The sequence below is a fragment of the Aequorivita xiaoshiensis genome, from assembly GCF_022008395.1.
In the GTDB taxonomy this organism is placed as follows: Bacteria; Bacteroidota; Bacteroidia; order Flavobacteriales; family Flavobacteriaceae; genus Aequorivita; species Aequorivita xiaoshiensis.
In genome coordinates this window covers 50,912-75,147 of the sequence record NZ_JAIRBB010000005.1, presented here as the reverse complement: position 1 = coordinate 75,147, position 24,236 = coordinate 50,912, and the positions used below count along the sequence as shown (strand labels likewise).

Annotated in this window: 23 protein-coding genes; 7 read left to right on the top strand and 16 right to left on the bottom strand. The window is 34.7% G+C overall.

The window, feature by feature from the left end; translation table 11 throughout:
• Nucleotides 1–64: 64 nt before the first annotated feature.
• The 3 genes from K8344_RS07810 to K8344_RS07800 all read left to right on the top strand — a co-directional run bounded on the left by K8344_RS07810 (nucleotide 65) and on the right by K8344_RS07800 (nucleotide 2,278).
• Nucleotides 65–271, top strand: coding sequence for a hypothetical protein (locus K8344_RS07810; RefSeq protein WP_237608176.1), 207 nt, complete (start codon nucleotides 65–67; stop codon nucleotides 269–271).
• 185 nt (nucleotides 272–456) lie between these two features.
• On the top strand, nucleotides 457–1,845 hold the full coding sequence (locus K8344_RS07805; protein ID WP_237608175.1) for an MATE family efflux transporter: 1,389 nt from the start codon (nucleotides 457–459) through the stop codon (nucleotides 1,843–1,845).
• A 223-nt stretch (nucleotides 1,846–2,068) separates the two neighbouring features.
• Nucleotides 2,069–2,278 (top strand): hypothetical protein, encoded by a 210-nt coding sequence (locus K8344_RS07800; RefSeq protein ID WP_237608174.1) that lies wholly within the window; start codon nucleotides 2,069–2,071, stop codon nucleotides 2,276–2,278.
• A gap of 99 nt (nucleotides 2,279–2,377) precedes the next feature.
• Here the strand turns inward: K8344_RS07800 and K8344_RS07795 are convergent, their stop codons facing one another.
• The 3 genes from K8344_RS07795 to K8344_RS07785 all read right to left on the bottom strand — a co-directional run bounded on the left by K8344_RS07795 (nucleotide 2,378) and on the right by K8344_RS07785 (nucleotide 5,440).
• Nucleotides 2,378–2,866, bottom strand: coding sequence for an MgtC/SapB family protein (locus K8344_RS07795; RefSeq protein ID WP_237608173.1), 489 nt, complete (start codon nucleotides 2,864–2,866; stop codon nucleotides 2,378–2,380).
• Nucleotides 2,867–3,090: 224 nt separating this feature from the next.
• On the bottom strand, nucleotides 3,091–3,855 hold the full coding sequence (locus tag K8344_RS07790) for a CDP-alcohol phosphatidyltransferase family protein (RefSeq protein ID WP_237608172.1): 765 nt from the start codon (nucleotides 3,853–3,855) through the stop codon (nucleotides 3,091–3,093).
• 94 nt (nucleotides 3,856–3,949) lie between these two features.
• Nucleotides 3,950–5,440 (bottom strand): aminotransferase-like domain-containing protein, encoded by a 1,491-nt coding sequence (locus K8344_RS07785; RefSeq protein WP_237608171.1) that lies wholly within the window; start codon nucleotides 5,438–5,440, stop codon nucleotides 3,950–3,952.
• Nucleotides 5,441–5,526: 86 nt separating this feature from the next.
• On the opposite strand from K8344_RS07785, the gene K8344_RS07780 reads away from it, so the two are divergent.
• Complete coding sequence (locus K8344_RS07780; RefSeq protein WP_237608170.1) at nucleotides 5,527–7,416, top strand: TonB-dependent receptor plug domain-containing protein; 1,890 nt, start codon at nucleotides 5,527–5,529, stop codon at nucleotides 7,414–7,416.
• A gap of 148 nt (nucleotides 7,417–7,564) precedes the next feature.
• Here K8344_RS07780 and K8344_RS07775 read toward each other — a convergent pair whose 3' ends face one another.
• The 3 genes from K8344_RS07775 to K8344_RS07770 all read right to left on the bottom strand — a co-directional run bounded on the left by K8344_RS07775 (nucleotide 7,565) and on the right by K8344_RS07770 (nucleotide 10,361).
• A complete protein-coding gene (locus K8344_RS07775) occupies nucleotides 7,565–8,860 on the bottom strand; it encodes a T9SS type A sorting domain-containing protein (protein WP_237608169.1) in 1,296 nt (431 codons plus the stop codon).
• Between the two features lie 220 nt (nucleotides 8,861–9,080).
• A complete protein-coding gene (locus K8344_RS14250) occupies nucleotides 9,081–9,458 on the bottom strand; it encodes a PQQ-dependent sugar dehydrogenase (protein ID WP_338144595.1) in 378 nt (125 codons plus the stop codon).
• A 21-nt stretch (nucleotides 9,459–9,479) separates the two neighbouring features.
• Complete coding sequence (locus K8344_RS07770; protein WP_338144594.1) at nucleotides 9,480–10,361, bottom strand: PQQ-dependent sugar dehydrogenase; 882 nt, start codon at nucleotides 10,359–10,361, stop codon at nucleotides 9,480–9,482.
• Between the two features lie 202 nt (nucleotides 10,362–10,563).
• On the opposite strand from K8344_RS07770, the gene K8344_RS07765 reads away from it, so the two are divergent.
• Nucleotides 10,564–12,915 carry a TonB-dependent receptor domain-containing protein gene (locus K8344_RS07765; RefSeq protein WP_237608168.1) on the top strand — a complete coding sequence of 784 codons (2,352 nt, stop codon included), beginning with the start codon at nucleotides 10,564–10,566 and terminating at the stop codon, nucleotides 12,913–12,915.
• Here K8344_RS07765 and K8344_RS07760 read toward each other — a convergent pair.
• The 5 genes from K8344_RS07760 to K8344_RS07740 all read right to left on the bottom strand — a co-directional run bounded on the left by K8344_RS07760 (nucleotide 12,910) and on the right by K8344_RS07740 (nucleotide 16,837).
• On the bottom strand, nucleotides 12,910–13,362 hold the full coding sequence (locus K8344_RS07760; RefSeq protein WP_237608167.1) for a methyltransferase family protein: 453 nt from the start codon (nucleotides 13,360–13,362) through the stop codon (nucleotides 12,910–12,912). The genes K8344_RS07765 and K8344_RS07760 overlap by 6 nt on opposite strands.
• Before the next feature lie 89 nt (nucleotides 13,363–13,451).
• The gene (locus K8344_RS07755; RefSeq protein WP_237608166.1) at nucleotides 13,452–14,672 is read right to left on the bottom strand and encodes a metallophosphoesterase; all 1,221 of its coding nucleotides are present in this window, start codon (nucleotides 14,670–14,672) and stop codon (nucleotides 13,452–13,454) included.
• An 82-nt stretch (nucleotides 14,673–14,754) separates the two neighbouring features.
• Nucleotides 14,755–15,141 (bottom strand): hypothetical protein, encoded by a 387-nt coding sequence (locus tag K8344_RS07750; RefSeq protein WP_237608165.1) that lies wholly within the window; start codon nucleotides 15,139–15,141, stop codon nucleotides 14,755–14,757.
• 57 nt (nucleotides 15,142–15,198) lie between these two features.
• On the bottom strand, nucleotides 15,199–16,050 hold the full coding sequence (locus K8344_RS07745) for a universal stress protein (protein ID WP_237608164.1): 852 nt from the start codon (nucleotides 16,048–16,050) through the stop codon (nucleotides 15,199–15,201).
• A gap of 154 nt (nucleotides 16,051–16,204) precedes the next feature.
• Nucleotides 16,205–16,837 (bottom strand): YceI family protein, encoded by a 633-nt coding sequence (locus K8344_RS07740; RefSeq protein ID WP_237608163.1) that lies wholly within the window; start codon nucleotides 16,835–16,837, stop codon nucleotides 16,205–16,207.
• Between the two features lie 128 nt (nucleotides 16,838–16,965).
• Here K8344_RS07740 and K8344_RS07735 point away from each other — a divergent pair, with 128 nt between their 5' ends.
• Complete coding sequence (locus K8344_RS07735; protein WP_237608162.1) at nucleotides 16,966–17,736, top strand: patatin-like phospholipase family protein; 771 nt, start codon at nucleotides 16,966–16,968, stop codon at nucleotides 17,734–17,736.
• Here the strand turns inward: K8344_RS07735 and K8344_RS07730 are convergent, their stop codons facing one another.
• The 5 genes from K8344_RS07730 to K8344_RS07710 all read right to left on the bottom strand — a co-directional run bounded on the left by K8344_RS07730 (nucleotide 17,737) and on the right by K8344_RS07710 (nucleotide 22,931).
• Entirely contained in the window at nucleotides 17,737–18,501 is a 765-nt protein-coding gene (locus K8344_RS07730; RefSeq protein ID WP_237608161.1) for an exodeoxyribonuclease III, read from the bottom strand.
• Nucleotides 18,502–18,684: 183 nt separating this feature from the next.
• Nucleotides 18,685–19,263: a porin family protein gene (locus tag K8344_RS07725; protein WP_237608160.1), complete on the bottom strand. Its 579-nt coding sequence runs from the start codon at nucleotides 19,261–19,263 to the stop codon at nucleotides 18,685–18,687.
• Nucleotides 19,264–19,378: 115 nt separating this feature from the next.
• Nucleotides 19,379–20,920 carry an acyl-CoA carboxylase subunit beta gene (locus tag K8344_RS07720; RefSeq protein ID WP_237608159.1) on the bottom strand — a complete coding sequence of 514 codons (1,542 nt, stop codon included), beginning with the start codon at nucleotides 20,918–20,920 and terminating at the stop codon, nucleotides 19,379–19,381.
• Between the two features lie 81 nt (nucleotides 20,921–21,001).
• Nucleotides 21,002–22,441 (bottom strand): acetyl-CoA carboxylase biotin carboxylase subunit, encoded by a 1,440-nt coding sequence (gene accC / locus K8344_RS07715; protein WP_237608262.1) that lies wholly within the window; start codon nucleotides 22,439–22,441, stop codon nucleotides 21,002–21,004.
• Nucleotides 22,437–22,931 (bottom strand): biotin/lipoyl-containing protein, encoded by a 495-nt coding sequence (locus K8344_RS07710; protein ID WP_237608158.1) that lies wholly within the window; start codon nucleotides 22,929–22,931, stop codon nucleotides 22,437–22,439. The genes accC and K8344_RS07710 overlap by 5 nt, the downstream gene beginning before the upstream one ends.
• A gap of 116 nt (nucleotides 22,932–23,047) precedes the next feature.
• Between K8344_RS07710 and K8344_RS07705 the strand changes: the two genes are divergently transcribed.
• Nucleotides 23,048–24,166 (top strand): PQQ-dependent sugar dehydrogenase, encoded by a 1,119-nt coding sequence (locus K8344_RS07705; RefSeq protein WP_237608157.1) that lies wholly within the window; start codon nucleotides 23,048–23,050, stop codon nucleotides 24,164–24,166.
• Nucleotides 24,167–24,236 lie beyond the last annotated feature (70 nt).

The following is a 24,236-nucleotide window of genomic DNA, read 5'->3' as shown; positions in this document are numbered from 1 at the left end:
ATAGAATAAGTATTTACCCAGAAAAACTGTATAAATAATATTCAAAAAATCAAAATCCTGCATTATGAAAAAAACAATTCTTATCAGCTTAATATCTTTAGGACTTTATGGCTGTAATATGAACCCTAACAAGGAGGCAAGAATACAGCAACTAGAAACTAAAACGGAGAAAAAATTTGAAGCGTTTAAAAAGCTAGAAAATAGAATTCTAACTCTTGAAAACGCAAATGCTAAACTCGAATCTAGGATTCTTAAATTGGAGAATCAATAATTAAGCGAAAAACACCAACAGTAACCGAGTTTACAGAATTCATGCTTAGCGATATTGAAACAGTTAATTAGGATTTCAATTTCTGAAATTCGAAACAAGCAATTTCTTTTTTGCAAACTGTAATCTTATAAGTATTAAGAGTAATTTAGGTATGTCTTCGAGAAGGTTATTATAATTTTGCCAAAATGACTGCTACTAAAAAGAATAAGTTAACAGAAGGGAAAATACTTAGTTCACTCATAAGTTTAGCGCTGCCAATAATTTTTGCCAATATTCTTCAATCTGCTTATCAGCTAATTGACACCTTTTGGTTAGGACGCCTAGGGGCGGATGCTGTTGCGGCTGTAAGTTTAAGTTTCCCTTTACTATTTTTAGTTCTCTCGCTGGGTGCTGGACTTACTTTGGCAGGAACCGTATTGGTAGCGCGGTACAAAGGTGCTGAAAATCAACGACAGGTAGATTTTAGTTCGTCTCAAAGTGTATTTTTTATTTTTTTAACTTCTATTGTATTAGCAATCATTAGTTATTTTGCCGCTGCCCCTTTAATGGAATTAATTGGTGCCGGTCCTGATATAATAGACGACTCAATACAGTATTTTAAGGTTTCCTCTTTAGGATTTGTTTTTCTGTTCTTATTTTTCATATTCCAATCCCTCATGCGAGGAATAGGAAATGTAATGTTGCCCGTGTATATCGTTTTGTTCACCGTAATTCTAAACGCCGTTTTAGATCCGCTTTTTATATATGGTTATGGATTTGTTCCCGGATATGGGGTAGCTGGTGCTGCCGTTGCAAGTGTAGCTACTCAGGCTATGGCTTCCACAATTGGCTTAATTATTCTTTTTAGAGGCAAACACGGAATTAAAATTTCGCTATCATCTATGTACTTCAACATGGAGAACTTAAAAAGAACTTTTAATATAGGTTTTCCAGCAAGTATAGAGCAGTCTACTCGTGCTTTGGGGATGACGTTTATGATGGTGATTGTTACGAGTTTTGGAAGCGATATAGTAGCCGCCTACGGAATTGGAGCTCGTATGTTAAGTTTTATCGTAATTCCTGCGCTTGGACTAGGAATAGCAACTACCTCTTTGGTGGGACAAAACATTGGAGCACTAAAGATAAAACGCGCCGAAAAAGCCGCTATTTTAAGTGCTAAAGTATCTTTTTTTGGTTTTACTGGATTAGGATTATTATTGTTTTTAGTTGCCGAACCTTTAACAACCTTTTTTATTCCAGAAGATCCAGAGGTAATTCAAGATGGAACTTTATTTATAAAAATAATGTCGCTGAGTTTTGGCTTTCTCGGACTACAGCAGGTAATGAACGGTACCTTTAACGGTTCAGGATTTACAAAAGCCTCTATGTTTATTTCTATAATGAGTCTGTGGTTGGTGCGATTCCCATTAGCTTATTTGCTTTCGTATACATTCGAAATGGGCCCCGAAGGTATTTGGTGGTCATTCCCGATATCCAATATAATAGCAGCTATTGGTGCTTTTACTTACTTCAAAACTGGTTATTGGAAAAAGCGCGTTATTCGTGATCGAAGTTTTTTAACATTGCAAGACTAAGCTTACAGTCAAAGAGTTTTATTCCATTCTAAAAAGATTTTTTTTCGCAAAAAAGTTAACAATTTAACTATCTTCTCTATATCCGTGTTAAAATATGTTAGTTAGAATTGTTAAGCGCAAAAGTTTTAATAGATTGTTGAATATACAAACCCATCAATTCAATTTAAAGAAATTTATTTGACAGGTTTTGAAGTAATTATTAATCTTATAAATGTTTCGAATTATGAAAAATAAAAAAACACCAATGCTCGACCCAAAAGTTAAAAATGAACAAGACATCGAAAAGCAAGATTCCCCCGCTGAACCAAATTCAAAACCCGATACCGTAAAAAAGCCTGAGAAAGATGATGCCGAAGATGTGCCCGAATCAAACGATCCTGTGGGATATAGTGAACCTAAAAGCATTAAAAAGTCACCATATAAAAAGGATTAGGGTGTAAAATATAAAGTGAGTTTATTTAGCAATAAGGAGAATACTCACATAATTATAGGTTGATTGTCTTAATATCGACAATGATTTTTGAAGGGCAGCTCAACCTACTTTTTTACCAATAACCCCAAAAATTAAGTTTACAAGCAGTACCGCTAAGGTAAGTAATACTAAATCGGTTACTAAGTATAAAGCAGCTAAACACCCGGCGGCTGCGCTACACCAAATTGTAGCCGCTGTAGTTAACCCTTGTACTGTTCCTCCTTTTTTAAGAATTACTCCTGCTCCTAAAAAACCAATGCCTGTAACTACCTGACTTAATACTCGGGTGAGATCTATAAATTTCCCACCTTGAAACTCTAAAGATAGGATAACAAACACGCAGGCTCCCACTGCCACTAACATATTGGTTTTTAAACCAGCATCTTTTCCTTTATACTCTCGCTCCAAACCTATTAATAGTCCAGCAACTATAGCTAATAAAATTTTGAATAAAAAATCTGGACTAAACGAAAAGTCCGGCTCCTCTCCTATTCCTGTAAGTATCTTTTCGGCAGTTTGTATGGCACTAAATAATAAGGAAATACCCATATCGTTACATTTTTAAATTATCAAATTAATCGAAAATTAAAATAATTATGTGCACTTATTATTACTTTCACTTTTAGAAGTAAAATTCTAAAAAAAAATTTGAAACAAGATAGGTCTACTTTCAAATTTCATATTATACGAATAAAGCTTTACGGTATTTACCAATTCGTTAAGTAGAGATCTGTAAAAAATATTTTGAATTCCTTCCTTCAACAAAAGATTGCCTAAAACATCAGTTTTCTAATAGCGATAAAAACGAAAACCATTATGGTGTACAATAAAAAGAACGGAAGAATAAACTCCTTAAGATTTAAATTCAACATTAGTGCTATTAACAATAATTGAAAACCGAGACCGAAGGTTGAAATCGCCGTCATAAACCAATTTGGAAATAAGCTACTTTGGCTCGCTTTTCGATCAAGCGTGTAAATAATTTGATCAAAAATTCCATAGCAAAACTTATATAGTGCGAACAGAATATTTACGTATTTCTGCTGCTCTCCTTCTAAGGCTATTGGCGTTTTTTTTTCAAACACTCTACTGGTGCTATCTCCATTGAGTTTATTCCGCAGAATAACATAATAGTAATTGTAAAGCGTGCCTTGCAATTGTAAACCAAAAAAGGCTAGAACACATAGATACCAAGGGGCGTTAGTAATATAGGCGATAGCTATAAATAGTATAGCATTCAAAATAATATCGGCTACAGAATCTAAATATCGGCCAGTATATGAAGGCTGTTTTTTTACTCGAGCTAATTCACCATCGGCAGCATCTAAAATTGATTTTAAAATCAGAAAGAACGCAGCCAACCAATAATAGCCTTGAACCACGCAATACACCCCAAAAAGGCCAGCGATTATAAAACTTATAGTCACATGAATTGGAGTAATAGAAGTGTTTTTTAAGGCGTTGGCAATGGCTTTAGCTATCGGGCGGCCATAGTCGGATAAGTCTAGGAATTTATGTTGTTTTGGAAGCTTAGACATTCAGTGCTGCAATATTGAGAATTAAATTCTAGTAAATGTAAGGTTTAATGTTTAAAGCCTATTTTCAATAAAAATAGGCAATTAAGAATGTAAACTAAAGTTCTATTTTAGAGATAGAAACCTCGTTAAAAGCATCTTTGAGTATTAATAATGTTTTTTCCATTTCATATTCGTTTAAATGTGCAAAAGACAATCTTAAAGCTGTTAAATCACGGTTTTGGTAGAGGCATAGACTCGGAATAAACAAGTCTCTTGTTCGTGCTTCTTTCTGTAACAATACAAGAGAAATGTTTTCTTTAAACTCAATCCAAAAAGCTAAACCCGACTCTGGAATTTTAAATTCAATTTTTTTTCCGAAGTGGTAAGTTAAAAGGTTTGCAAATAATTCTTTTCTTTCTGTAAGTATCTTTTTAGATTTTCTTTGATATCTGTGAATGTCACCCTGATGGATAATTTCTCCTAAAGCTTTTTGCTTCATTAAATCGGTTTTTCCAAAGACATTTAGGTACTTCGCTCCTTCTTTTAGTAAATCTTGTGGTCCGATTATGAAATTCATTTGAAATCCAGGTTGTAAAAACTTCCCGAAGCTGCCCATATATATCACACAATTTCCACCGTTTTTAGCAAAAAGCGTATCACTTTTACTTTTCTCCATTGAAAACTCAAAATCGGTGTCATCTTCAATAATGATGAAATTATACTCTTTTGCCAATTCTAATAACTGAGACTTTCGATTTTCAGAAAGGTTAACGCTAGTGGGGTATTGACACCTAGTATTTATATAAACCAAACGAATCTCTCCTGCTTTAAAGTTATTTTTAATAAAGTCTATATCCATTCCATTTCCATCTAAAGGAATGGTTTTCAATTTTGCTCCCGCTTGATTAAATATCATATTAGGGAGAAAATAACTGAGTTCTTCCACCAAAACAATATCGGCTGAATTAATCAACAATCGCGATAAGATTGAAAGTACTTGCTCCACGCCAGAAACAGGAAGAAGAAAATTCCTTGAAAGATGAAAGCCGCGAGTTAGATTTATGTAATTGCTTAGTTGGTTTCTAAAGAATACATTTTCATCATTCGAATTAGAATGTGGATTCAATTTGTTCTTTCGTTTTAAAACAGAAGCATAAAATCGAACAAGTTCTTCCGAATTAATTATTCGATAATCGGGTGTGCCATCGGTGAAATAATATTCTTCTACATTTCCTTCCAAAGGAGTATCTAAAATAAAATCTTTCCTGAACCGAAAATCAGCCTTTTTCGGTGGTTGCTTAAATGCGTTCTGCTTTAATGCGTTACTTCTAGAACTTTCAGGGTTTTTAACAAAGGTTCCAATGCCAGGAAGCGTTTTTACCCAACCTTGCTCTTGAAGTTCGGTAAAAGCGGCTACTATTGTTTTGCGATGAAGCTGTAGCGCTTCTGCTATTTTTCGGCTACCAGGAAGTTTATCTCCAGCTTCTAAATAATTGCGTTTTACTGCATTGATAAACTGATACGCAAACTGCATATAGATGGCTTCTTTACTCCTGCGATCTATTTTTATAATTGACTGAAATCGAACTTTAACTGGACTACTCATTATTTACAATATGGACTACCAAAATTAATGGTTTAATCCGAACCTTTGCGCCCAATTTTAGAAATAGTATAGTTTAAAAAATATTTATGAAAAACACATTAGTTGCTTTAGGATTAACGTCAGTATTTTCGATCACTGGGTTTACTCAGGAGAATGATAGTATTGCAGCTTCAAAACTGCAACAAAACACTTTAGAAGAAATTGTTATTCGAGGAAATCGTCTTGAAACACCTTTTAATAAAGTAAGTAGGGATATTCAAGTTATAACCCAAAAACAAATTGAAGCGCTTCCAGCCAAATCCCTCAATGAAGTCTTATCTTATATAAGCGGAGTGGATATCCGTCAGCGTGGCCCGTTTGGAACACAGACAGATATTTCTATCGACGGTGGCACTTCAGAGCAAACGCTAGTGCTTATAAACGGAGTTAAAATGCTTGATTCCCAAACAGCTCATAATATGATGAATATTCCTATTCCAATAAGTGCGATAGATCATATTGAAGTATTGAGGGGTGCAGCAGCTAGAGTATACGGAATAAATGCCCTTACTGGAGCTGTAAATATCGTTACTAAAAATAAAAATTATTCGTCGGTCACTGCAGATGTGAAAGCAGGAAGTTCTTTTAAAAGCAAAGAGGAAGGTGATGGTTCAGGAATTTACGGAGGTGGATCTATTGAGGTTACAGGAATTTATGGCACTGAAAAACAAAGCCAATTAATCTCTATTTCCCAAAGTAATTACAACGGACAGCGTTACAATTCAGGTTCAAAAAATACTCGGTTATTTTACAATGGCAATTATGATATTAACATAAACAACAGCCTTCACGCAATGGCGGGTTACACTACGAGTTTGTTTGGGGCAAACGGATTTTACGCTGCTCCTTACGATGTCAATTCAGAGGAGTTAGTAGAATCGTCTATTTTTAGTATTTCTTCAAAACATAAACTTGGTAATTTTAGCTTTTCTCCACGTATTAGTAACAGATATGGAGAAGACGACTACCGTTTTTATAAAGACGATTTAAGCAAAGCTCGTTCACAACACTACACCAACGCTTTGATGCTTGAATTTAATAGTAGTCTTGAAACTAAGATAGGAACTTTTGGGTTTGGCTGGGAATCGAGATTAGAACAGATAAACAGTTCAAATATCGGGCAACACAATCGAAATAACCACGGAGCTTATGGAGAATTAAAGAGCAGTATAGGTGAAAAATTGCAGGGTTCAGTTGGAGTTTACGCAAATTACAATACCGATTTCGGATGGCAGCTATATCCAGGAATAGATTTGGCCTATCAAATAAATGATAATTGGAAGGTTTCCACAAGTATTGGTTCGGGACAGCGAATTCCTTCATTTACAGACTTATATTTAGATCAACGTCCAGGGAATGTTGGAAATGAATTACTTCAACCTGAAAATGCTTGGAATTACGAAGGAAATATTCAATACGCCAAGAATAATTTTCAGGCAAAAGCGGGCTATTTTTACAGAAGTATTACAGACTTCATCGATTGGATGAGAAATGATTCTTCTGAACCATACTCACCAACTAACTTCGGTGAAAATAAGATGCACGGAATATTCGGTAGGCTTAAACAAGATTTTACCCTAAGAAACAATCAGTCTATAGGATACCAAGTGAGCTATAATTACCTGAACCCTTCTATAGAGACATCATCCGACAATCAATCTAAATATATCTTAGAGTCTTTAAAGCATCAATTTGTTGCAGGGCTTAATTATAGAAACAAAAACATTTCTTTAAATCTAGTAAATAGATGGTTAAAGCGCGAGTTAGCTAATGGGTACAATATCGCTGATGTTCGACTGAATTACCACCTACAGGATTTTCTAATATATTCTGAAGTGACCAATGTATTTAACGCATCGTACAATGAGGCTGGAGCAGTGCCAATGCCAACACGTTGGTTTAGCTTAGGTGTGAAATATGAATGGAGAAACATCTAAATTATAGAAGGTACAGTTTTTATAGAATTAACCAAAGTTCTAAATCCATTTTGTAATAAAAAAAATCACTCTCTTACATCCAATTTTAGATCTAAAAGAGTGATTTTTAATAGTTAGTAAATAACTAAAAGCTTTAGGATATGAGTTATTAATTTATCAAAAACTTGCCAGTCGTTTTTGAATCTCCTACTTCAACATAATAAAGATATACTCCAGAAGCCCAGTTTTTTGTAGGAACTGTAAAGGTGCTATTTATTCCGTTATCAATAGCTTTATGGTACTGTACTCTACTCATAACATCGGTAATTGTTAGCGTTGCTTTATTACCCAGTTCTTTTGGAAGCTGAAGGTTAACAAAATCACTGGCAGGATTTGGATATACAATTGCTTTTAATGTTGAAGGCAGTTCTTTTATACTTAATACCTCGGCTGGAATTGGAGCTTTATAAACCCCTCCTACATCTTCAAAGCTAGAAAATACTCCGCAATACATAGTTTCTCCATTGAAAACAAAATTCATCGGTACTCCGTAAAGATCGACTCCCGGCACAGGGGAGAACGCAGGGAATTCTTCGCGATAATCAATCCAAGTTTCCCCGTGATCTAATGTATAGTAAACCGCGTCGTGCACATGCCCCATAAAGAACGCGCCTTCGTAGTATTCTAAAATTCTAACTGTAGTTTGTATTCCGGCAGGAATTGGCATGGTTTCCCAATTCTGGAAGTCGGTGGTATATCTAATCGCATCTGGAATTCCACCTGCATTGTATGCCACATAAAAAGTATCGTTAACAACTAGTGAACTACCTGCATATCCGTAGTCGTCCACTTGTGACCAGACATCTGCTGTTTCATCGTATTTCCAAATTCCAAAGGCACCTACATTGTATAATTCCCCATTAAAAGATTTTAAACTATAAGTCCACTGCCCTCCGTTATCAGGATTGTCCACATCCCATAAAGATTCCTGATCGGTAAGATGCCAAGTTTCACCATTGTCTTCACTATAAACAACCCCCATACTTAAAACGGAAGCATATACTCTTCCGTTGTGGTATTCCATTGCATAAATGGCATCATTTTCAGTGGCAGAAGGAAGTAAGTCTTTAAAACTTACATTGGTCCAAGTTTCACCATTGTCGTGTGAAATAGCGACATTGCAATCTACACCGCCCATATAAACGCTTTCATCTTTTACAAGAGAAGATGTGTAGGCATAATCCGTAGCAGTAGCTTTTGTCCATGACGCTCCTTCATCTTGAGAGATGTAAATCCCACCTAATTCAGGATAAATATCTTCGGCAGCAATTAAGTTTCCATTTTCTGCTTGTCTTAACACCCAGGTACTTTTATCAAAACCTGTGGATTGCCATTGTGCAGTAAGGAGAGAAGTATTTAATAATAAAAATGCAACTAGTGCGAATAGTAAAGATTTTTTAATCATAGTAAGAGAGGAATTATTAGATTGTTAGTAATATTTTAAAATTTACCCGCTAACATAATAATTTATTACAACAGAATACGAGCAATTTTAAAATATTGAAATACTCTAATTTCGCATAATTACGTAAATTAAAGATTTCGAGAGTTTTAGCTGAATCTGTTTTAAATTTTGAATTCCTGAACCTTATCGTCTTTACAATTAAATATTTCTTACTCGCAAGCTATTTCCCTGTATATCTAACCCTCCATATATGATGGGTTTTATCGTCTGTAATCAACATTGATCCATCTGCTAAAACAACTGCTCCTACAGGTCTGCCGCGCACCTCATCTTTTTTTGGGTCAACTATAAAACCTGTTAAAAAATCCTCAGCTTTTCCTGAAGGCTTTCCATTTTTAAATGGAATGAAAATCACCTTATATCCTGAAAGTATATCTCTATTCCAAGAGCCGTGTTGGACTACAAATGCTCCGTTTTTGTATTTCTCTGGAAATGTATCTGCCGTATAAAACACTAACCCCAAAGAAGCAGTATGTGAACCAAGATCTATATCTGGAACTATAGCAGATTTTAGTCTAACATTGGGTGGTACCGGCATCCTAGGATCAAAATTGTTTCCCTAGTATGAATAAGGCCAACCGTAATACCCATCTTCCTGAACAGAAGTTAAATAATCTGGCACTAAATTATCCCCTAAGCCATCCCGTTCGTTTACAGTAGTCCAAAGAGTCTGAGTTGTAGGTTCCCAATCCATTCCTACCGGATTTCTAAGCCCTGAAGCGAATACACTAAGATTGCTACCGTCGGAATTCACAACTAATATATTAGCCTTCATCACCTCATGCTCCATTCCTTTTTCACCAATATTATCACCACTACCTACTGCTATATAAATTTTAGAATTATCTTCATTAGCTATAATATTACGAGTCCAATGCTGATTCACTTTCCCAGCCGGTAGGTCTACAACTTTTTGCCCTTTCGTCTTAATTTTTGTCTGTCCTGTTTTATAAGGAAAGCTCAATAGTGCGTCGGTATTTGCTACATATAAACAATCCCCTATTACTAGCATTCCAAAGGGCTGATTTAAACCTTCTTTTTTGGTTAGTAATATTTCTCTAAAATCAGGGAGTCCATCATTATTTGTATCTCGAAGTAATGTAATTCTATCGGCACTGGGTTTTAAATTGTTCGACCCTCCTGCACCAATAATCGCGGCACCTATTCGTTTTAAAAGACTATAATTACTATTGCTTTCAGCTACTAAAACATCGCCATTGGGTAATACATACATCCAACGTGGATTTTCAAAACCATCAGCATATTTCGTAACCTTAAAACCTTCAGGGCCTTTAGGAGTTTCACCATCTTTCCATCCTATAACATTAGAATAGTTGGAAACCGATTTTGTTTGAAAAGGTTCAGGTAATGGTTTTTCCTCTTGTGAAAAGACAGAAAACTGAACTAAAAGTAAAGCTAAAAGTGAGATAGACCTTTTCATTTTTTATGATTTAAACTATTCAATATTGAATAGTAGTAGGTGCCATTGAAGATATTGTATAACCTTAAAGCTTTCTCTTAACATATTGTTATTCTTTTAAATTAAATAAAAACAACTGATTTAAAAATTCGGTAAACTTTCTGCTTCTATTAGCCAGTTCTCTTCTTATTGCTTATTTTTAAATAGATTCGAAGCACTAAATATGAATAACACCTATTTACTCTCCCCATTTTTTAAGTCTCGCTATTCAAGCCTATCATTTTCTATTATCTCAATAGCATTTTTTTTCTTGGCCATTCTTTCCAACACAATAAATGCACAAGAGATTCAAGGCACTGTTTACTCCGATACTAATAAACCTATTGGTGGGGTGTCTGTATTCTTGAATACTAAAAAGCTTACGGAAACTAATAACGAAGGGAATTTTAGTCTTCCAAAAAATTATCAGCTTCCTATTAAGTTAAGATTGGAACATCCTAAATATTATATTAGTATAATTACAATTTCAGAAAACAACTCTACTTTTAAGCTATCTCCACTTTCAAAATCGGAAAACTTGGATGAGATTGTCTTAACTACAACTACCCAAAAGCAAACCTCGCCATCAGCAGAAATAATAATCCCAACTGGAAAAATAAAGACAGAGAAATTCGATGCGTATAGTCCTACTGAGTTTATTTCGGTGATCAATGAAACGCCTGGGGTATTTATCCAAAGTGGTGCGCTAAATATCAATAGAATTACTATTCGCGGAGTTGGGTCACGGACACTTTATGGCAGTAATAAAATTCGTGCGTATTTTAATGGAATACCTATTACTAACGGTGTTGGGGAAACTACCATTGATATGTTTGACCCAGAAGATTTACAAACGCTAGAGATTATAAAAGGGCCAAAGGCTACTCAATATGGTACCAATCTAGGGGGAACGCTTTTATTAAATTCAAAACAAGCTGTTGTAGGAGAAACATTTCTAAAATCAAACCTGAGTTTTGGTTCCTATGGCTTAATAAAGAATAATGTGAGCGCTGCTACCTCCACAGAAAAGTTTTCGTTGAATGTCAATTACGATCATCTCGAAACGAATGGTTTTAGAGAAAACAATAAATACAATAGAAATGGAATACTATTGACTACCAACTATATATTAAATACCAAAAATGAAGTTTCAATTTTAGTAAATTATATCGACTATAACGCGCAAATACCTAGTTCAATTGGCAAAACTGCTTTTGAAGAAGACCCCACACAAGCTGCATTTACTTGGGAAAAGGCACAAGGGTATGAAGACAATAAAATTCTATTAACCGGTTTAAGTTTTACGCATCATTTTTCGGATAACTTTACTAATAGCACTAGTGTATTTTACAATTATATCGATCATTATGAGCCAAGGCCTTTTAACATTTTAGATGAATTTACCAATGGTTTTGGAGGAAGAACAGTGTTCAATAAAGATTTTCGTTTCTTGGAAAGCAAAGCAAATCTAACTTTTGGAGGTGAATTTTATAAGGATCAATACAACTGGAAGACCATTGAAAACCTTTACGAAGACAACAATGGCAATGGAAGCTTAGAAGGCAGTTTATTAAGTGATAATGTTGAAAAAAGAGATAACCTAAACATTTTTGCCACTGTAATTATTCCCTTTACTGAAAAATTTAAGGGACAGTTTGGATTAAATTTTAATAAAACAAATTACAGTTTTAATGATGAATTTAATTTAGGTGAGGCCAATAAAAGTGCAGACCGAGACTTCGATCCAATTTTTGCGCCGAATATAAATCTGCTTTATCAATTTAGTGAAAACCTAAGTGCTTATTTTAATTTCAGTCGCGGATTTAATTATCCTTCCATCGAAGAAACCCTAACTCCTGAAGGTGTTATCAACCCAGAACTCGGACCTGAAAAAGGATTTAATTACGAAGTAGGAAGTGAAGTATTTCTTTTAAAAAGAAAACTATACTTTAAAGTAAACGCCTACCTTTTAGATATTGACGATTTGTTGGTGGCAGAACGTGTTGGCGACGATCAATATATCGGTAGAAATGCTGGAAAAACAGAACACAAAGGAATTGAATTACAACTCTCATACTTCCAACCATTAAGCTATTCTAGTTATATTTCACCCTATATCAATGCGGAATTCAACAATCATAAATTCATTGATTTTGTAGATGGTGATCGTGATTTTTCTGGCAACAAACTCACCGGAGTACCAGATAGAAAAGTGAATGGAGGAGTTAATTTTGGATTTAACAACTTCATTTTAAACACCAATTTTCTTCATATAGGCGAAATGCCTATGAATGATGCCAACCTGCTTTATTCAGAAAAATATACAGTCCTAAACGCTAAGACTTCTTATAAAAAAGAGCTATCCAAGGCTTTATCTGCAGAAGTGAATGTCGGTATCAATAACTTTACGAATGAAAAATACGCTTCTTCTATTTTGATAAATGCAACTGGCTTTGGCAACAGCGAACCTCGATATTACTATCCAGGAATGCCTCGAAATTGGTTTGGAGGAGTCAAGCTGAAATACAATCTATAATCCTGGAAAGAATCGACCTGAGCGTTTTTTATAATCAGTGTAGTTCGGGAATTTTTCTATAAGCCGCTTTTCTTCATATAAACTTTTAATATAAAACAACACAAAAAGTATTGTAGCGATAAGCAATCTATACCCAGAATCGGTGATTACAGCATAGCCGTAAAAAGCTAAAATCAACCCTGTATAAATGGGATGACGAACCAACTTATAAATTCCAGTTTCTATCAGTTTTGCGCCAGGTAACGGGCTAGGAAATGGTGATAGATGAATATTGAGATGTAGGACGGCAACCACCGTTATAAAGGCTCCGAAAATAAATAATAATAGTCCAATCCAAAATAATATCTCTGGAAATATTAGCGATAATACGTCAAAATCGAAAGCAAAAGCTATAATCAATAGGAATTGAAACAGCGCAAATAGTATGTCTTTGAGAGGAATCTTCAAATGGAGCTAAGATTAGTGGTGACTTTTTACAAAGATGTAAAAGATATTTCTATCAGACATTAATATTCAAACCTGACTTTTAAGAAAAATTATTCTGATTTTTTTAATGTGATAAGGGTAATCTCTGGACGCATCCCCATCCTACCTGGAAAGCCGAGCCACCCCAAACCACGTGTGACGTATAGATGTTGATTATTTACGGTGTACAAACCAGCCCAACGTTTATATTTATATTTAATAGGACTCCATTGTTTCCCCATAATATTAATTCCTGCTTGCATTCCGTGGGTGTGTCCCGAAAGTGTAAGCGCCACATCTGTGTATTTTATCACCTCTTCATCCCAATGAGTGGGATCGTGAGAAAGAAGTATTTTATAAGGTATATCCTCAACATTATTTAACGCTTTTAATAAATCACCATCCTGCCTGAATGGTGGAAGACCCCAATTTTCAACTCCCGAAATTGCAATTTCTTGATTATGTTTTTTAAGAATTACACTCTCGTTCAGCAAAAGTTTAAAGTCTATTTTATCATAAAAAGATTTAATTTCTTTAAAATTTTCAGTTTTGGCTTCTGGGGATTTCCATTTGCTATAATCGCCATAATCGTGATTTCCTAAAATAGCATATTTGCCAGTTTTCGCCGAGAGTTTTTTTAGGACATCATCCCATCCATTTAATTCCCAAGCGTAATTATTTACAAGGTCTCCTGTGAAAAAAATTATGTCGGCTTCCAATTCATTTATAATTCTAACGGCTCTTTCTAAAATTCTATAGCGATAATTGAAGCTTCCAAGATGAAGGTCCGAAATGTGAATAATTTTAAAATCATTGAACGTTTCAGGCAAATCTTTGTGTGGCACCTCAACACGGTAAACTTTATACTTATAAGCTCCTTTGAAGATAGCGTAAACAATAACGATAAATGGAAGAAATCCTGCAAGTAACCCTACTGTAGGAACAATTATTAAAGATTCAGTTTCAGAAAAAACATAATTTGAAAAATATAGAATGCTAATTATTATTACGAATAATATTTTAGGTGTAAATGAAGAAATTGTAAGACCATACAATGAAGATATTAACGTTTGCCTTTTTGTTACAGGCAAAGTTTCCATCTTAATCTTAAGAATTAATATCGCAGACACTAAGCCAATAGTAAATGTCCAAAATAAGATATTGATAGCCGTATTCAGCAATGGGGAGTCAATACGTTGTGTAATAGACTGCAGCCAATAAAAGGTGAGCCAATCTACACCCACAATTGCTACACACAATAAAAAAATTGTAAAAAGTGAATACGAACGCATTACCAATTTATTAAATTACATTCTTAAAGTTACTCAGTAGTATGAGCATTATAAAATAACGACAGAAAATTATAGGGAAAATTTAATATTGAATTAAATCATATCCAACATTTAATAGGTACAAGCCCATTAGAAATAACAGAACATAAATAACTTGAATTAATTTAAGACTTGTGAAATCAATTGCTTTTAATGCTAAAGATGGAAATGCGAAAAGCATTAATCCTTTCAATAAAGCTATCCAACCTATCAAACTCACAATTACCGTTGCGCTAGAATTCCAGATATTATGGAATAGAATATTAAGCAATCCTATTACAATAGCAATAAAGGCAACAAGTATCGAAAATTTCTCATCTTCTAGGAATGACAAAATTTGTTTTATTCGCTTGGGGTTATAGCTTAATATAAAAAAGAAGAATATTAAATACCAACCCCAAAACTTCGCTAAAAAAATAGATACATCCATAATTCCTAAATTTAATTAATTATCTCCTTTTTTGAATTATTTCCTTTATTAAAACTATTAATTAGCAAACTCAATTGAAGGTATAACCATCATTGGCATGTTTGTATGATATACCATTTGTCTAATTACAGGCTTAAAAAGCAAGTTTTCAAAAAAGGAATGTTTATTTTGAATCATCACTAAGAAATCAATTTTTTGCTTTATTTGGAATTGCTCCACAGCTTCCACTAAATCAACATCTTCTGCTGTGTGAAAAACGTGAGGATTATTTTTAAAAAGTAATCCCAATTTATTTTTCACATCCTCTTGAGACTTTTTCAACGGCTGCCCCAAGTATATATTTAAAATATTGAGTCGAGAGTTATGAAGTTCGCAAATAGACTTTAGCAAGTTTAAATTTTTATTTTGCATTGAGAATTTAAAATCTGAAGGAAATAAAATTTCCTTGGGCTCCTTATAAGTATAGTTTTCAGGGACAGCGATTACAGTACAATGTACTTTTTTTATAGTGAACATTGTATTTGTACCCAAGAAAACCTCTTTTGCACCAGTAGCTCCTTTAGTTCCCATAATTATTAAATCGATATTTCGATCCTTTACAACCGCTTTTATTTCATCGGTCAACAAATTGAATGATGACAGTCTTTTAAAGGAATGATTAGAATTATCATATTTCTCCCTTAGTTTCTCTTCTAATTCTAGCAATCCACTTTCAGAGTTTTTTCTGATAATTTCTTCTAACAATAATGAAGAATAACCCTCATTGAATGTAGCCATACTATAGGCTACAGGGGTATACGTATTTAATAGATAAAAAGTACACTCTTTGTTTTTATAAAGTTGTACTGCATATTCTATAGCGTTAAAAGCGTTATCAGAAAAATCTGTCGGGAGTAAAATATTTTTCATTCTATGAAGGTTTAGGTTATTTAGCTCGTTGCAACAAGCTAATTTAACCTATAAACCAAACGTTCACAATGACTTAAATCATATTGAAATGTTTAGAACACTTAGAAATGATAAAAAACTAAGTATATAAATTTTTAAGTTGTCGATAAGCTTACTAATTATTAGTATTCCTTAATGGTATTTTGATTTCCACATCTATCTCTGGCCAAAGTTTTGAAATACCATCACCCCCCTTAAGGTGTTCCACACATTCCATCTCTATTCTACTGAGTGCTTCCTCCCCTTTCCATTTTTTTAAATCTAGTTTAGTAAATATTGAAATTGTGTCATTCACCAATGAATATGTGAATGGAATATTTTTTGAGATTTTATTCATTTTTAACCTAACAAAGCCCTTAGACTCATTTACTTTTAAAATAGTTCCATTGATAGTTGAAGTATTAAACGCATCAAAAAAAGAACTTCTTAGTTTAAAATCTCTAATTGCATTCATCGCATCAACACTATGGGTAGGAATCGATATTCTTAATTTGGTTAAGAGATTTTCAACAGAACCAGATTTACTATGTTTTTTAATAGAATAATCATCAAAAGTTCCTGTAACGGCTATTTTGTCTGTAAATTTATAAGCTGTCCAAGCCACAGTTATTCCGGAATCATCAATAACGAAGGATTGATTTTTAGAAATTTCATTTTTGCCTTCCCTTGATTCTTTTGCAGAATTATTACAAGACCAAAACATAGAAATTATAAAAAGAAAAACAAGGGACCTTAAAATGAGTTTCATAAACAAATGATTATTAATGTAATACCTACAAATCTAGAAATTTAAAAATTCATTTAATATGACCTAAATCAAGTTTTGTTACTTTTGAATATAATTACTTTGTTAAGTAAATTAATTAAATTGACTAGATGGACAACATAGGATTAGTACTATCGGGCGGTGGAGCGAGAGGCGCAGCTCATATTGGAGCATTAAAAGCATTCGAAGAATACGGAATTTTTCCAACACACATTTCAGGAACTAGTATTGGCGCTATAGTAGGGGCACTTTATGCCGCCGACGTTCATTGGACTGAGATATTAAAGTTCTTTAAAAACACTTCTATTTTTCACACCAAAAGATTCGCATTTAACAAGCCAGGATTTCTAGATACCGAAAAGTTTTATGACGACCTCAACGTCTATCTCCCAAGGGATAATTTTGACAGTTTACAAAAGCCTTTATACATTACTGCAACAAATGTTTTAAACGGAAAATTAAAGATTTTCAGCAAGGGGCAACTTATAAAACCAGTAATTGCTTCTGCTTCATTCCCAGGGGTTTTTACACCTACAGAAATCAATGGTTCATATTATATCGATGGAGGAATTCTAAACAATTTTCCCGTAGAACCATTAAAAAAACACTGCGATAAGATTATTGGAGTCTATATCAATTCGCTTAAAAAGATTAGTATCAAAGATTTAAAATACTCATACAGTGTTGCCGATAGAGCCCTGAAAATTAGGGCTGCTTACGATTCAATAAAAAAGTTCCCAGAATGCGATTTAATTATTTCTCCTGAAGAAATTGGGGAGTTTGCCGTTTTCGGAATGAGCAATACAGACATCATTTTTGAACTAGGATATAACGCCACAATAAAAGCCTTAGAAGAAAATAAAAATCTTTTTAAAAGCTAATTACAGTTTCACTTCAAGCTTAATTGGGCAATGATCGGAACCGTAATATTCTGATAATATTTCAACATTTTCCACTTTTTCTAACAATTGATTACTTACCAAGAAATAATCAATTCGCCAACCAGTATTACGCTCTCTTGCTTTAAAACGATAGCTCCAATATGTATATGCAACTGTATCTGGATTAAAGTGTCTATAGGTATCTACAAATCCTTCGTTGAGCAGGTTATCCATCCCATCAATTTCTATTTGAGTATATCCAGCAGTTTTGTTGTAATTAGACTTGTCGTTTTTAAGGTCAATTGCACGATGTGCAACGTTTAAATCGCCACAAAGAATCACAGGTTTTATTTTTTCTAAAGCCTTTAAATAGTTTTTGAAATCTACATCCCATTTCTGTCTGTAATCAAGCCTTACTAACTTCTGACCAGAATTCGGAACGTAAACATTCACCAAAAAGAAGTCTTCAAACTCTGCGCATATTACTCGTCCTTCCTGATCGTGTTCTTCAACTCCCATATCGTAACTAACTGATATAGGTTCTATTTTACTTAAAATAGTAACGCCTGAATATCCTTTTCTTTCTGCAGAATTATAAAATTGGTGATAGTCCTTTAACTGAGATAATGCCTCAGCAACTTCCTCATCCTGAGCTTTAGTTTCCTGAAGACATAGAATATCTGGATTTATTTTGGAGATATCCTCGAAGAAATCTTTTTGAGTTATCGCCCTTACACCGTTTATATTCCAAGAGATTATTTTCATTGCTAAATTTTATTTTTGTAAATATCAGAAAGGAGAAAAGAATATCCAATAAATATGAAGATCAAATTTAACCAAGACAGTTAATAATCGTGAAGGAATTTGTAAAGGTAATTCCATCCATAAGGTTATTTGTATTAAAGGTGGTGGAAAGGCAATTAAACTATGCGCAATTATTTTAGTCAATCAAAACTTCTTTGCCAAACCAATTCCAAAAGAGAAATAGTTAAGTTTCGTTTCCGTTGAAACATTTTCAATTTCTATATCTGTTGAAAGAGAACGATATCTTAACATTGGTCGCAATGAAATTTTAGAAGCCAGCTCATAATCTATCCCTACCGCAAGTTGCCACCCAAAGCCATATTCTGTATCTGCAGTTATATCACCCGCGATATTTTCTAATTCTATGCGATTGTAAATAGCACCAGCTCTCGCCAAATAAGAAAATGAAGAGGTACCAATTGGACGATTAATTTGAAATCCAAAAGTGAACCCTTTTTCTAACAAAGTAATGTCCTCGTGGGTAAAAACATCATCACCTCTAAATTGATTAAAGCCCCAACCTGCATAAAAAGCCAAGTGAGGCATAATTTTATATGCGCCTGTTATCTCAAATCCATACCCGATATCTGCATCAGTATCACCTACATCACTCGTAGGGAAATTTAAACCAGGTCTGAACTCAACAGCCCATTTCTCCTGCGCAATGGTGGGGGTCGAGAATAAAAAAATAACAGACAGAATTAAAAGATAATATCTCCTCATAATTCTAAGATTTAACTTAATTATATCTCCAAATTACTGCGAAAAAAAACCTTTAACTATGACTTAAGTCAGTTAAAGGTTGTTAATCAACTATCTAAATAAATAATAGTAAAAACTACAAAGGAATATTCCCGTGTTTTCTATTGGGTCTCACCACATCTTTAGTTTCTAACATTGTGAATGCTTTTAATAGCTTTCTACGGGTTTCACGAGGTTGAATTACTTCATCTATAAATCCACGTTGTGCAGCTTTAAAAGGGTTTGCAAACTTTTCGGCATATTCGGCTTCTTTTTCTGAAAGTTTCAATTCAGGGTTTTCAGCTGCTGCAATTTCTTTTCTAAAAATAATTTCACTAGCTCCCTTTGCTCCCATTACCGCAATTTCAGCAGTTGGCCAGGCGTAATTCACATCTGCACCAATATGCTTACTATTCATTACGTCATAAGCTCCACCATATGCTTTTCTGGTAATAACAGTTACACGTGGCACTGTTGCTTCACTTAAGGCGTAAAGAAGTTTAGCTCCATTAAGAATAATTCCGTTCCACTCTTGATCGGTTCCTGGAAGGAAGCCTGGAACATCTACTAAAACTAAAAGAGGTATATTAAAACAGTCGCAGAAACGTGTAAATCGCGCTCCTTTTTTAGAGCTATCTACATCTAACACTCCTGCCAAACTCATTGGTTGGTTTGCTACAATTCCGATACTTCTACCACCTAATCTTGCAAATCCAACAATAATATTATCGGCATAATCTTTATGCACTTCAAAGAAAGAATCGGTATCGATAATTCCCTTAATCACCTCGTGCATATCGTATGGCTTATTTGAAGAATCTGGAACTATATTTTCCAATTCATCTCGATATTCATCAGCAGCTTTAAAAGGAAGTTTTTCTGGAGTTGTTTTATTATTTTGAGGCAGGTAGCTTAAAAGATTTTTCACCTGTTCTAAACAAACAATATCATTTGCAGCAGTAAAATGCGTTACCCCACTTTTTGTAGCGTGGGTTTTTGCTCCTCCTAATTCTTCTGAAGTAACAGTTTCATTCGTAACAGTTTTCACAACATTCGGACCTGTAACAAACATATAACTACTGTCTTGAACCATCAAGGTGAAATCGGTCATTGCTGGTGAATAAACTGCTCCCCCGGCACATGGTCCCATAATGGCAGAAATTTGAGGGATTACTCCTGAAGCTTGAACGTTTCTGTAGAAAATATCTGCATATCCACCTAAAGAGCGAACCCCTTCTTGAATACGCGCTCCACCAGAATCGTTTAATCCAATAACGGGAGCACCAACACTCATCGCGTGATCCATTATTTTACAGATTTTCTCGGCGTGAGTTTCTGATAAAGCTCCTCCAAAAACAGTAAAATCTTGTGCGAACACATAAACTAAACGTCCGTTAATTGCTCCGTAGCCAGTAACTACACCATCCCCATAATACACTTCTTTTTGCATATCAAAATCGGTGGTTCTATGGGTAACGAGTATGCCCATTTCTTCAAAAGAGCCTTCGTCTAAAAGATATTCCACACGCTCGCGAGCAGTTAATTTCTTCTTTTCGTGTTGTTTTGCAATTCTCTTTTCGCCTCCACCCATCTTGGCTTCAGCTATGAATTCTTGCAGTTTTTTATTATTGTCGCTCATAATTTTTGTAATTGACATCTATGCGAAATCTGGGGCTTCACGGTATTTTTTTACCGCAGAGGCGCAGAGGACGCAGAGACATTACTTCGGTAATTGAAGTTTTTCTGAATCTTTAAAATATTGTTTTAATGCAAATAGTGCCGCCACTTTTGCCTCTTCTTCATTAATAGCCTTAAGCTTGTCTTCGGAATAGTATTTCTTTACAAAATTAGTATCGAAATTTCCACTACGGAAAGCCTCGTGTTCAAAAACAAATTTTCCAAACGGAAGTGTGGTACTCACACCTTGAACATCGTAATTAGCGATTGCTTCAAGCATACGTTGCATTGCAGCGTTTCTTGTTTTTCCGTAAGTAATAAGCTTGGATAGCATAGGATCGTACTGAATTGGCACTTGCATACCTTCTGTAAAACCATCATCCACACGAATATTCTCACCACTTGGTGGTCGGTAAACTTCTAGTTTTCCAACACTCGGCATAAAATTATTAAGTGGATCTTCGGCATAAACACGAACTTCAAAAGCGTGTCCCTTAATTTTTATATCCTCCTGCGAAAAAGCAAGCTTTTCGTTATTAGCTACATTAATTTGCTGTTCGACTAAGTCGAGACCAGTAATTAATTCGGTAACTGGATGCTCCACTTGTAGGCGGGTATTCATCTCAAGGAAGTAGAAATTTAGATTTTCATCTAAAAGAAATTCCACTGTTCCCGCTCCAACGTAATCACAGGCTTTGGCAACTTTTATAGCCGCTTCTCCCATGGTTTTACGCAATTCTGGAGTAAGAACTGAAGATGGTGCTTCTTCTACAACTTTTTGATGACGTCTTTGAATACTACAATCGCGCTCAAAAAGATGAACTGTATTTCCAAAATTATCAGCTAAAACCTGAATTTCAATATGACGTGGAGAAGTAACAAACTTTTCAATAAAAACAGAACCATCGCCAAATGCATTTTCAGCTTCGCTAATAGCGCGTTTCATTTGGTCTTCAAATTCTTCAGCATTCTCAACTACTCGCATACCTTTTCCACCACCACCGGCAGAAGCTTTTATAAGAATTGGAAATCCAATTTCTCTAGCAATTTGTTTGGCTGCTTCAACATCTGTAATGGCTTCATCGGTACCAGGAACCATAGGAATATCATAAGCTTTTACCGCTTCTTTAGCAGCAAGTTTGCTTCCCATCACACGAATTGCGTGCGGCTTTGGCCCGATAAAAATCATTCCACTTTTTTCAACCTTCTCTCCAAACTCAGCGTTTTCACTTAAAAATCCATACCCTGGGTGAATAGCATCAACGTTTAAATCTTTAGCAACTTTAATGATGTTATCTCCTAATAAATACGATTCGTTTGAAGGAGGTGGCCCGATGCATACGGCTTCATCTGCAAACTTAACGTGTGGGGAATTTCTATCTGCTTCAGAATAAACTGCAACCGTTTTGATCCCCATATTACGGGCGGTTTTCATAATTCTTAAAGCTATTTCGCCACGATTGGCAACTAATATTTTCTTAATCATTTTTCTCTAATTCAATTAGCAGTTTTCCTTTATCTACCGTATCACCTTTAGCGATGTTTACAGTTTTTACAATTCCATCTCGAGAAGCTGTAAGAGTGTTCTCCATCTTCATAGCCTCAAGAACACAAAGGGAATCACCTTTTTTAACTTTATCGCCTTCAGCAACATTAACTTCTAAAATAATCCCCGGCATAGGTGCGTGGATTTCGTCTTCAAAGGAATCATTTCCTAAAGAAAGCCCCATTTCTTTTATAAGCGCATCCAAAGGTGTTCCTACATTAACACGGTAAATATTACCATTTACTTTTACGCTGTAGTTTCTATTAATGAAGTCGTTTTCTAAAAGTTCAATTTCGAAAGATTTGTTGTTGTGAAGTAAATGTATTTTTTGACCAGAAAGTTCGGTTTGGTCTATGTTCTCGGTATCTTTTTTGACAAGTTGGAATTCGTAATTCTCATCCACCGAAACGCTATAGCTTTCTTTCATAATTTTGAAAATTTTGGTTAAAGATAAGGTTTGTTTAGGTTTTCGACCAAAAGGAATTTCCTAAGATTTTAGAAATCACACTCATTTTTGGTATCTTTAAGCTAAAAGAAATAAAAATGAAGAAATACCTAGTTATTTTGTCGACCCTTATCGTTTTTACATCTTGTGGACAGCAGAAAAAAAAAGAAGATATAGCCTTAAAAACAAAACCCCAGACTTATAAAACTGAAATGTTTGTAAGCGACCTTTCAATTCCGTGGGGAATGACTTGGTTGCCTGATGGCAGTATGCTTATTACTGAAAAAGATGGGAGATTAATACACTTTAAAGATGGTAAGAAAATAGAAATAGCAAATATGCCTGCGGTATATGTAAATGGCCAAGGTGGGTTATTAGACATTAAACTACACCCAAATTATAATGAAAACGGGTGGATTTATATGACTTATGCTTCTGAAGAAGGCCCAGGGAAAGGAGGTCATACTGCTTTAATGCGCTGTAATCTAGATGGAGATTCGCTAACTAATATTGAGATGCTTTATAAAGCAAGCCCTAACTCTCCTGCAGGGCAACATTTTGGTTCTAGAATTGAATTTGATAAAGATGGTTATGTGTATTTCACCATAGGAGAACGAGGAGATAGAGAAGTTAACCCGCAAGACATTACTCGTGATGGAGGTAAAGTTTACCGATTAAAAGACGATGGTAGCATACCTGAAGACAATCCATTTTTCAACGAACCAAATGCTAAAAAGGCAATTTATACTTATGGAAATCGAAATCCACAGGGAATGGCTATTCACCCTGAAACAGGAGAAATATGGATGCACGAGCACGGACCAAAAGGCGGGGATGAAATTAATATTGTGAAGAAGGGTGCAAATTACGGTTGGATGGTAGTTACCTATGGGGTTAATTACAGTGGCACAGAAATCACAGATCAAACTGAAAAAGAAGGAATTGAACCACCTATTTACTATTGGGTACCTTCTATCGCTCCTTCCGGAATGGCATTCGTTACTAGCGAGAAATATCCTGAGTGGAAAAACAAATTACTCGTAGGTTCGTTGAAGTTTGCATATGTTGAACTGCTAACTCTTGATGGAGAAAAAGTAACCAAACGAGAAAAAATAGCTCAGGATATCGGACGAGTTCGAAATGTAAAGATTGGTCCGGATGGACTGATTTATATTGCAGTAGAAGGACAAGGTATTTACAGGTTAATTCCTGAATAAATAAAACCTATTCTCTTTAAAAAACAAAGTCGAGACCAATTTGATAGATCTCGACTTTGTCTTTTTTATT

What these genes read in the sequence shown, in the direction of transcription:
- K8344_RS07810 (WP_237608176.1), top strand. Translation starts at nt 65, where the DNA reads ATGAAAAAAACAATTCTTATCAGCTTAATATCTTTAGGACTTTATGGC.
- K8344_RS07805 (WP_237608175.1), top strand. Translation starts at nt 457, where the DNA reads ATGACTGCTACTAAAAAGAATAAGTTAACAGAAGGGAAAATACTTAGT.
- K8344_RS07800 (WP_237608174.1), top strand. Translation starts at nt 2,069, where the DNA reads ATGAAAAATAAAAAAACACCAATGCTCGACCCAAAAGTTAAAAATGAA.
- K8344_RS07795 (WP_237608173.1), bottom strand. Translation starts at nt 2,866, where the DNA reads ATGGGTATTTCCTTATTATTTAGTGCCATACAAACTGCCGAAAAGATA.
- K8344_RS07790 (WP_237608172.1), bottom strand. Translation starts at nt 3,855, where the DNA reads ATGTCTAAGCTTCCAAAACAACATAAATTCCTAGACTTATCCGACTAT.
- K8344_RS07785 (WP_237608171.1), bottom strand. Translation starts at nt 5,440, where the DNA reads ATGAGTAGTCCAGTTAAAGTTCGATTTCAGTCAATTATAAAAATAGAT.
- K8344_RS07780 (WP_237608170.1), top strand. Translation starts at nt 5,527, where the DNA reads ATGAAAAACACATTAGTTGCTTTAGGATTAACGTCAGTATTTTCGATC.
- K8344_RS07775 (WP_237608169.1), bottom strand. Translation starts at nt 8,860, where the DNA reads ATGATTAAAAAATCTTTACTATTCGCACTAGTTGCATTTTTATTATTA.
- K8344_RS14250 (WP_338144595.1), bottom strand. Translation starts at nt 9,458, where the DNA reads ATGCCGGTACCACCCAATGTTAGACTAAAATCTGCTATAGTTCCAGAT.
- K8344_RS07770 (WP_338144594.1), bottom strand. Translation starts at nt 10,361, where the DNA reads ATGAAAAGGTCTATCTCACTTTTAGCTTTACTTTTAGTTCAGTTTTCT.
- K8344_RS07765 (WP_237608168.1), top strand. Translation starts at nt 10,564, where the DNA reads ATGAATAACACCTATTTACTCTCCCCATTTTTTAAGTCTCGCTATTCA.
- K8344_RS07755 (WP_237608166.1), bottom strand. Translation starts at nt 14,672, where the DNA reads ATGCGTTCGTATTCACTTTTTACAATTTTTTTATTGTGTGTAGCAATT.
- K8344_RS07750 (WP_237608165.1), bottom strand. Translation starts at nt 15,141, where the DNA reads ATGGATGTATCTATTTTTTTAGCGAAGTTTTGGGGTTGGTATTTAATA.
- K8344_RS07745 (WP_237608164.1), bottom strand. Translation starts at nt 16,050, where the DNA reads ATGAAAAATATTTTACTCCCGACAGATTTTTCTGATAACGCTTTTAAC.
- K8344_RS07740 (WP_237608163.1), bottom strand. Translation starts at nt 16,837, where the DNA reads ATGAAACTCATTTTAAGGTCCCTTGTTTTTCTTTTTATAATTTCTATG.
- K8344_RS07735 (WP_237608162.1), top strand. Translation starts at nt 16,966, where the DNA reads ATGGACAACATAGGATTAGTACTATCGGGCGGTGGAGCGAGAGGCGCA.
- K8344_RS07730 (WP_237608161.1), bottom strand. Translation starts at nt 18,501, where the DNA reads ATGAAAATAATCTCTTGGAATATAAACGGTGTAAGGGCGATAACTCAA.
- K8344_RS07725 (WP_237608160.1), bottom strand. Translation starts at nt 19,263, where the DNA reads ATGAGGAGATATTATCTTTTAATTCTGTCTGTTATTTTTTTATTCTCG.
- K8344_RS07720 (WP_237608159.1), bottom strand. Translation starts at nt 20,920, where the DNA reads ATGAGCGACAATAATAAAAAACTGCAAGAATTCATAGCTGAAGCCAAG.
- K8344_RS07710 (WP_237608158.1), bottom strand. Translation starts at nt 22,931, where the DNA reads ATGAAAGAAAGCTATAGCGTTTCGGTGGATGAGAATTACGAATTCCAA.
- K8344_RS07705 (WP_237608157.1), top strand. Translation starts at nt 23,048, where the DNA reads ATGAAGAAATACCTAGTTATTTTGTCGACCCTTATCGTTTTTACATCT.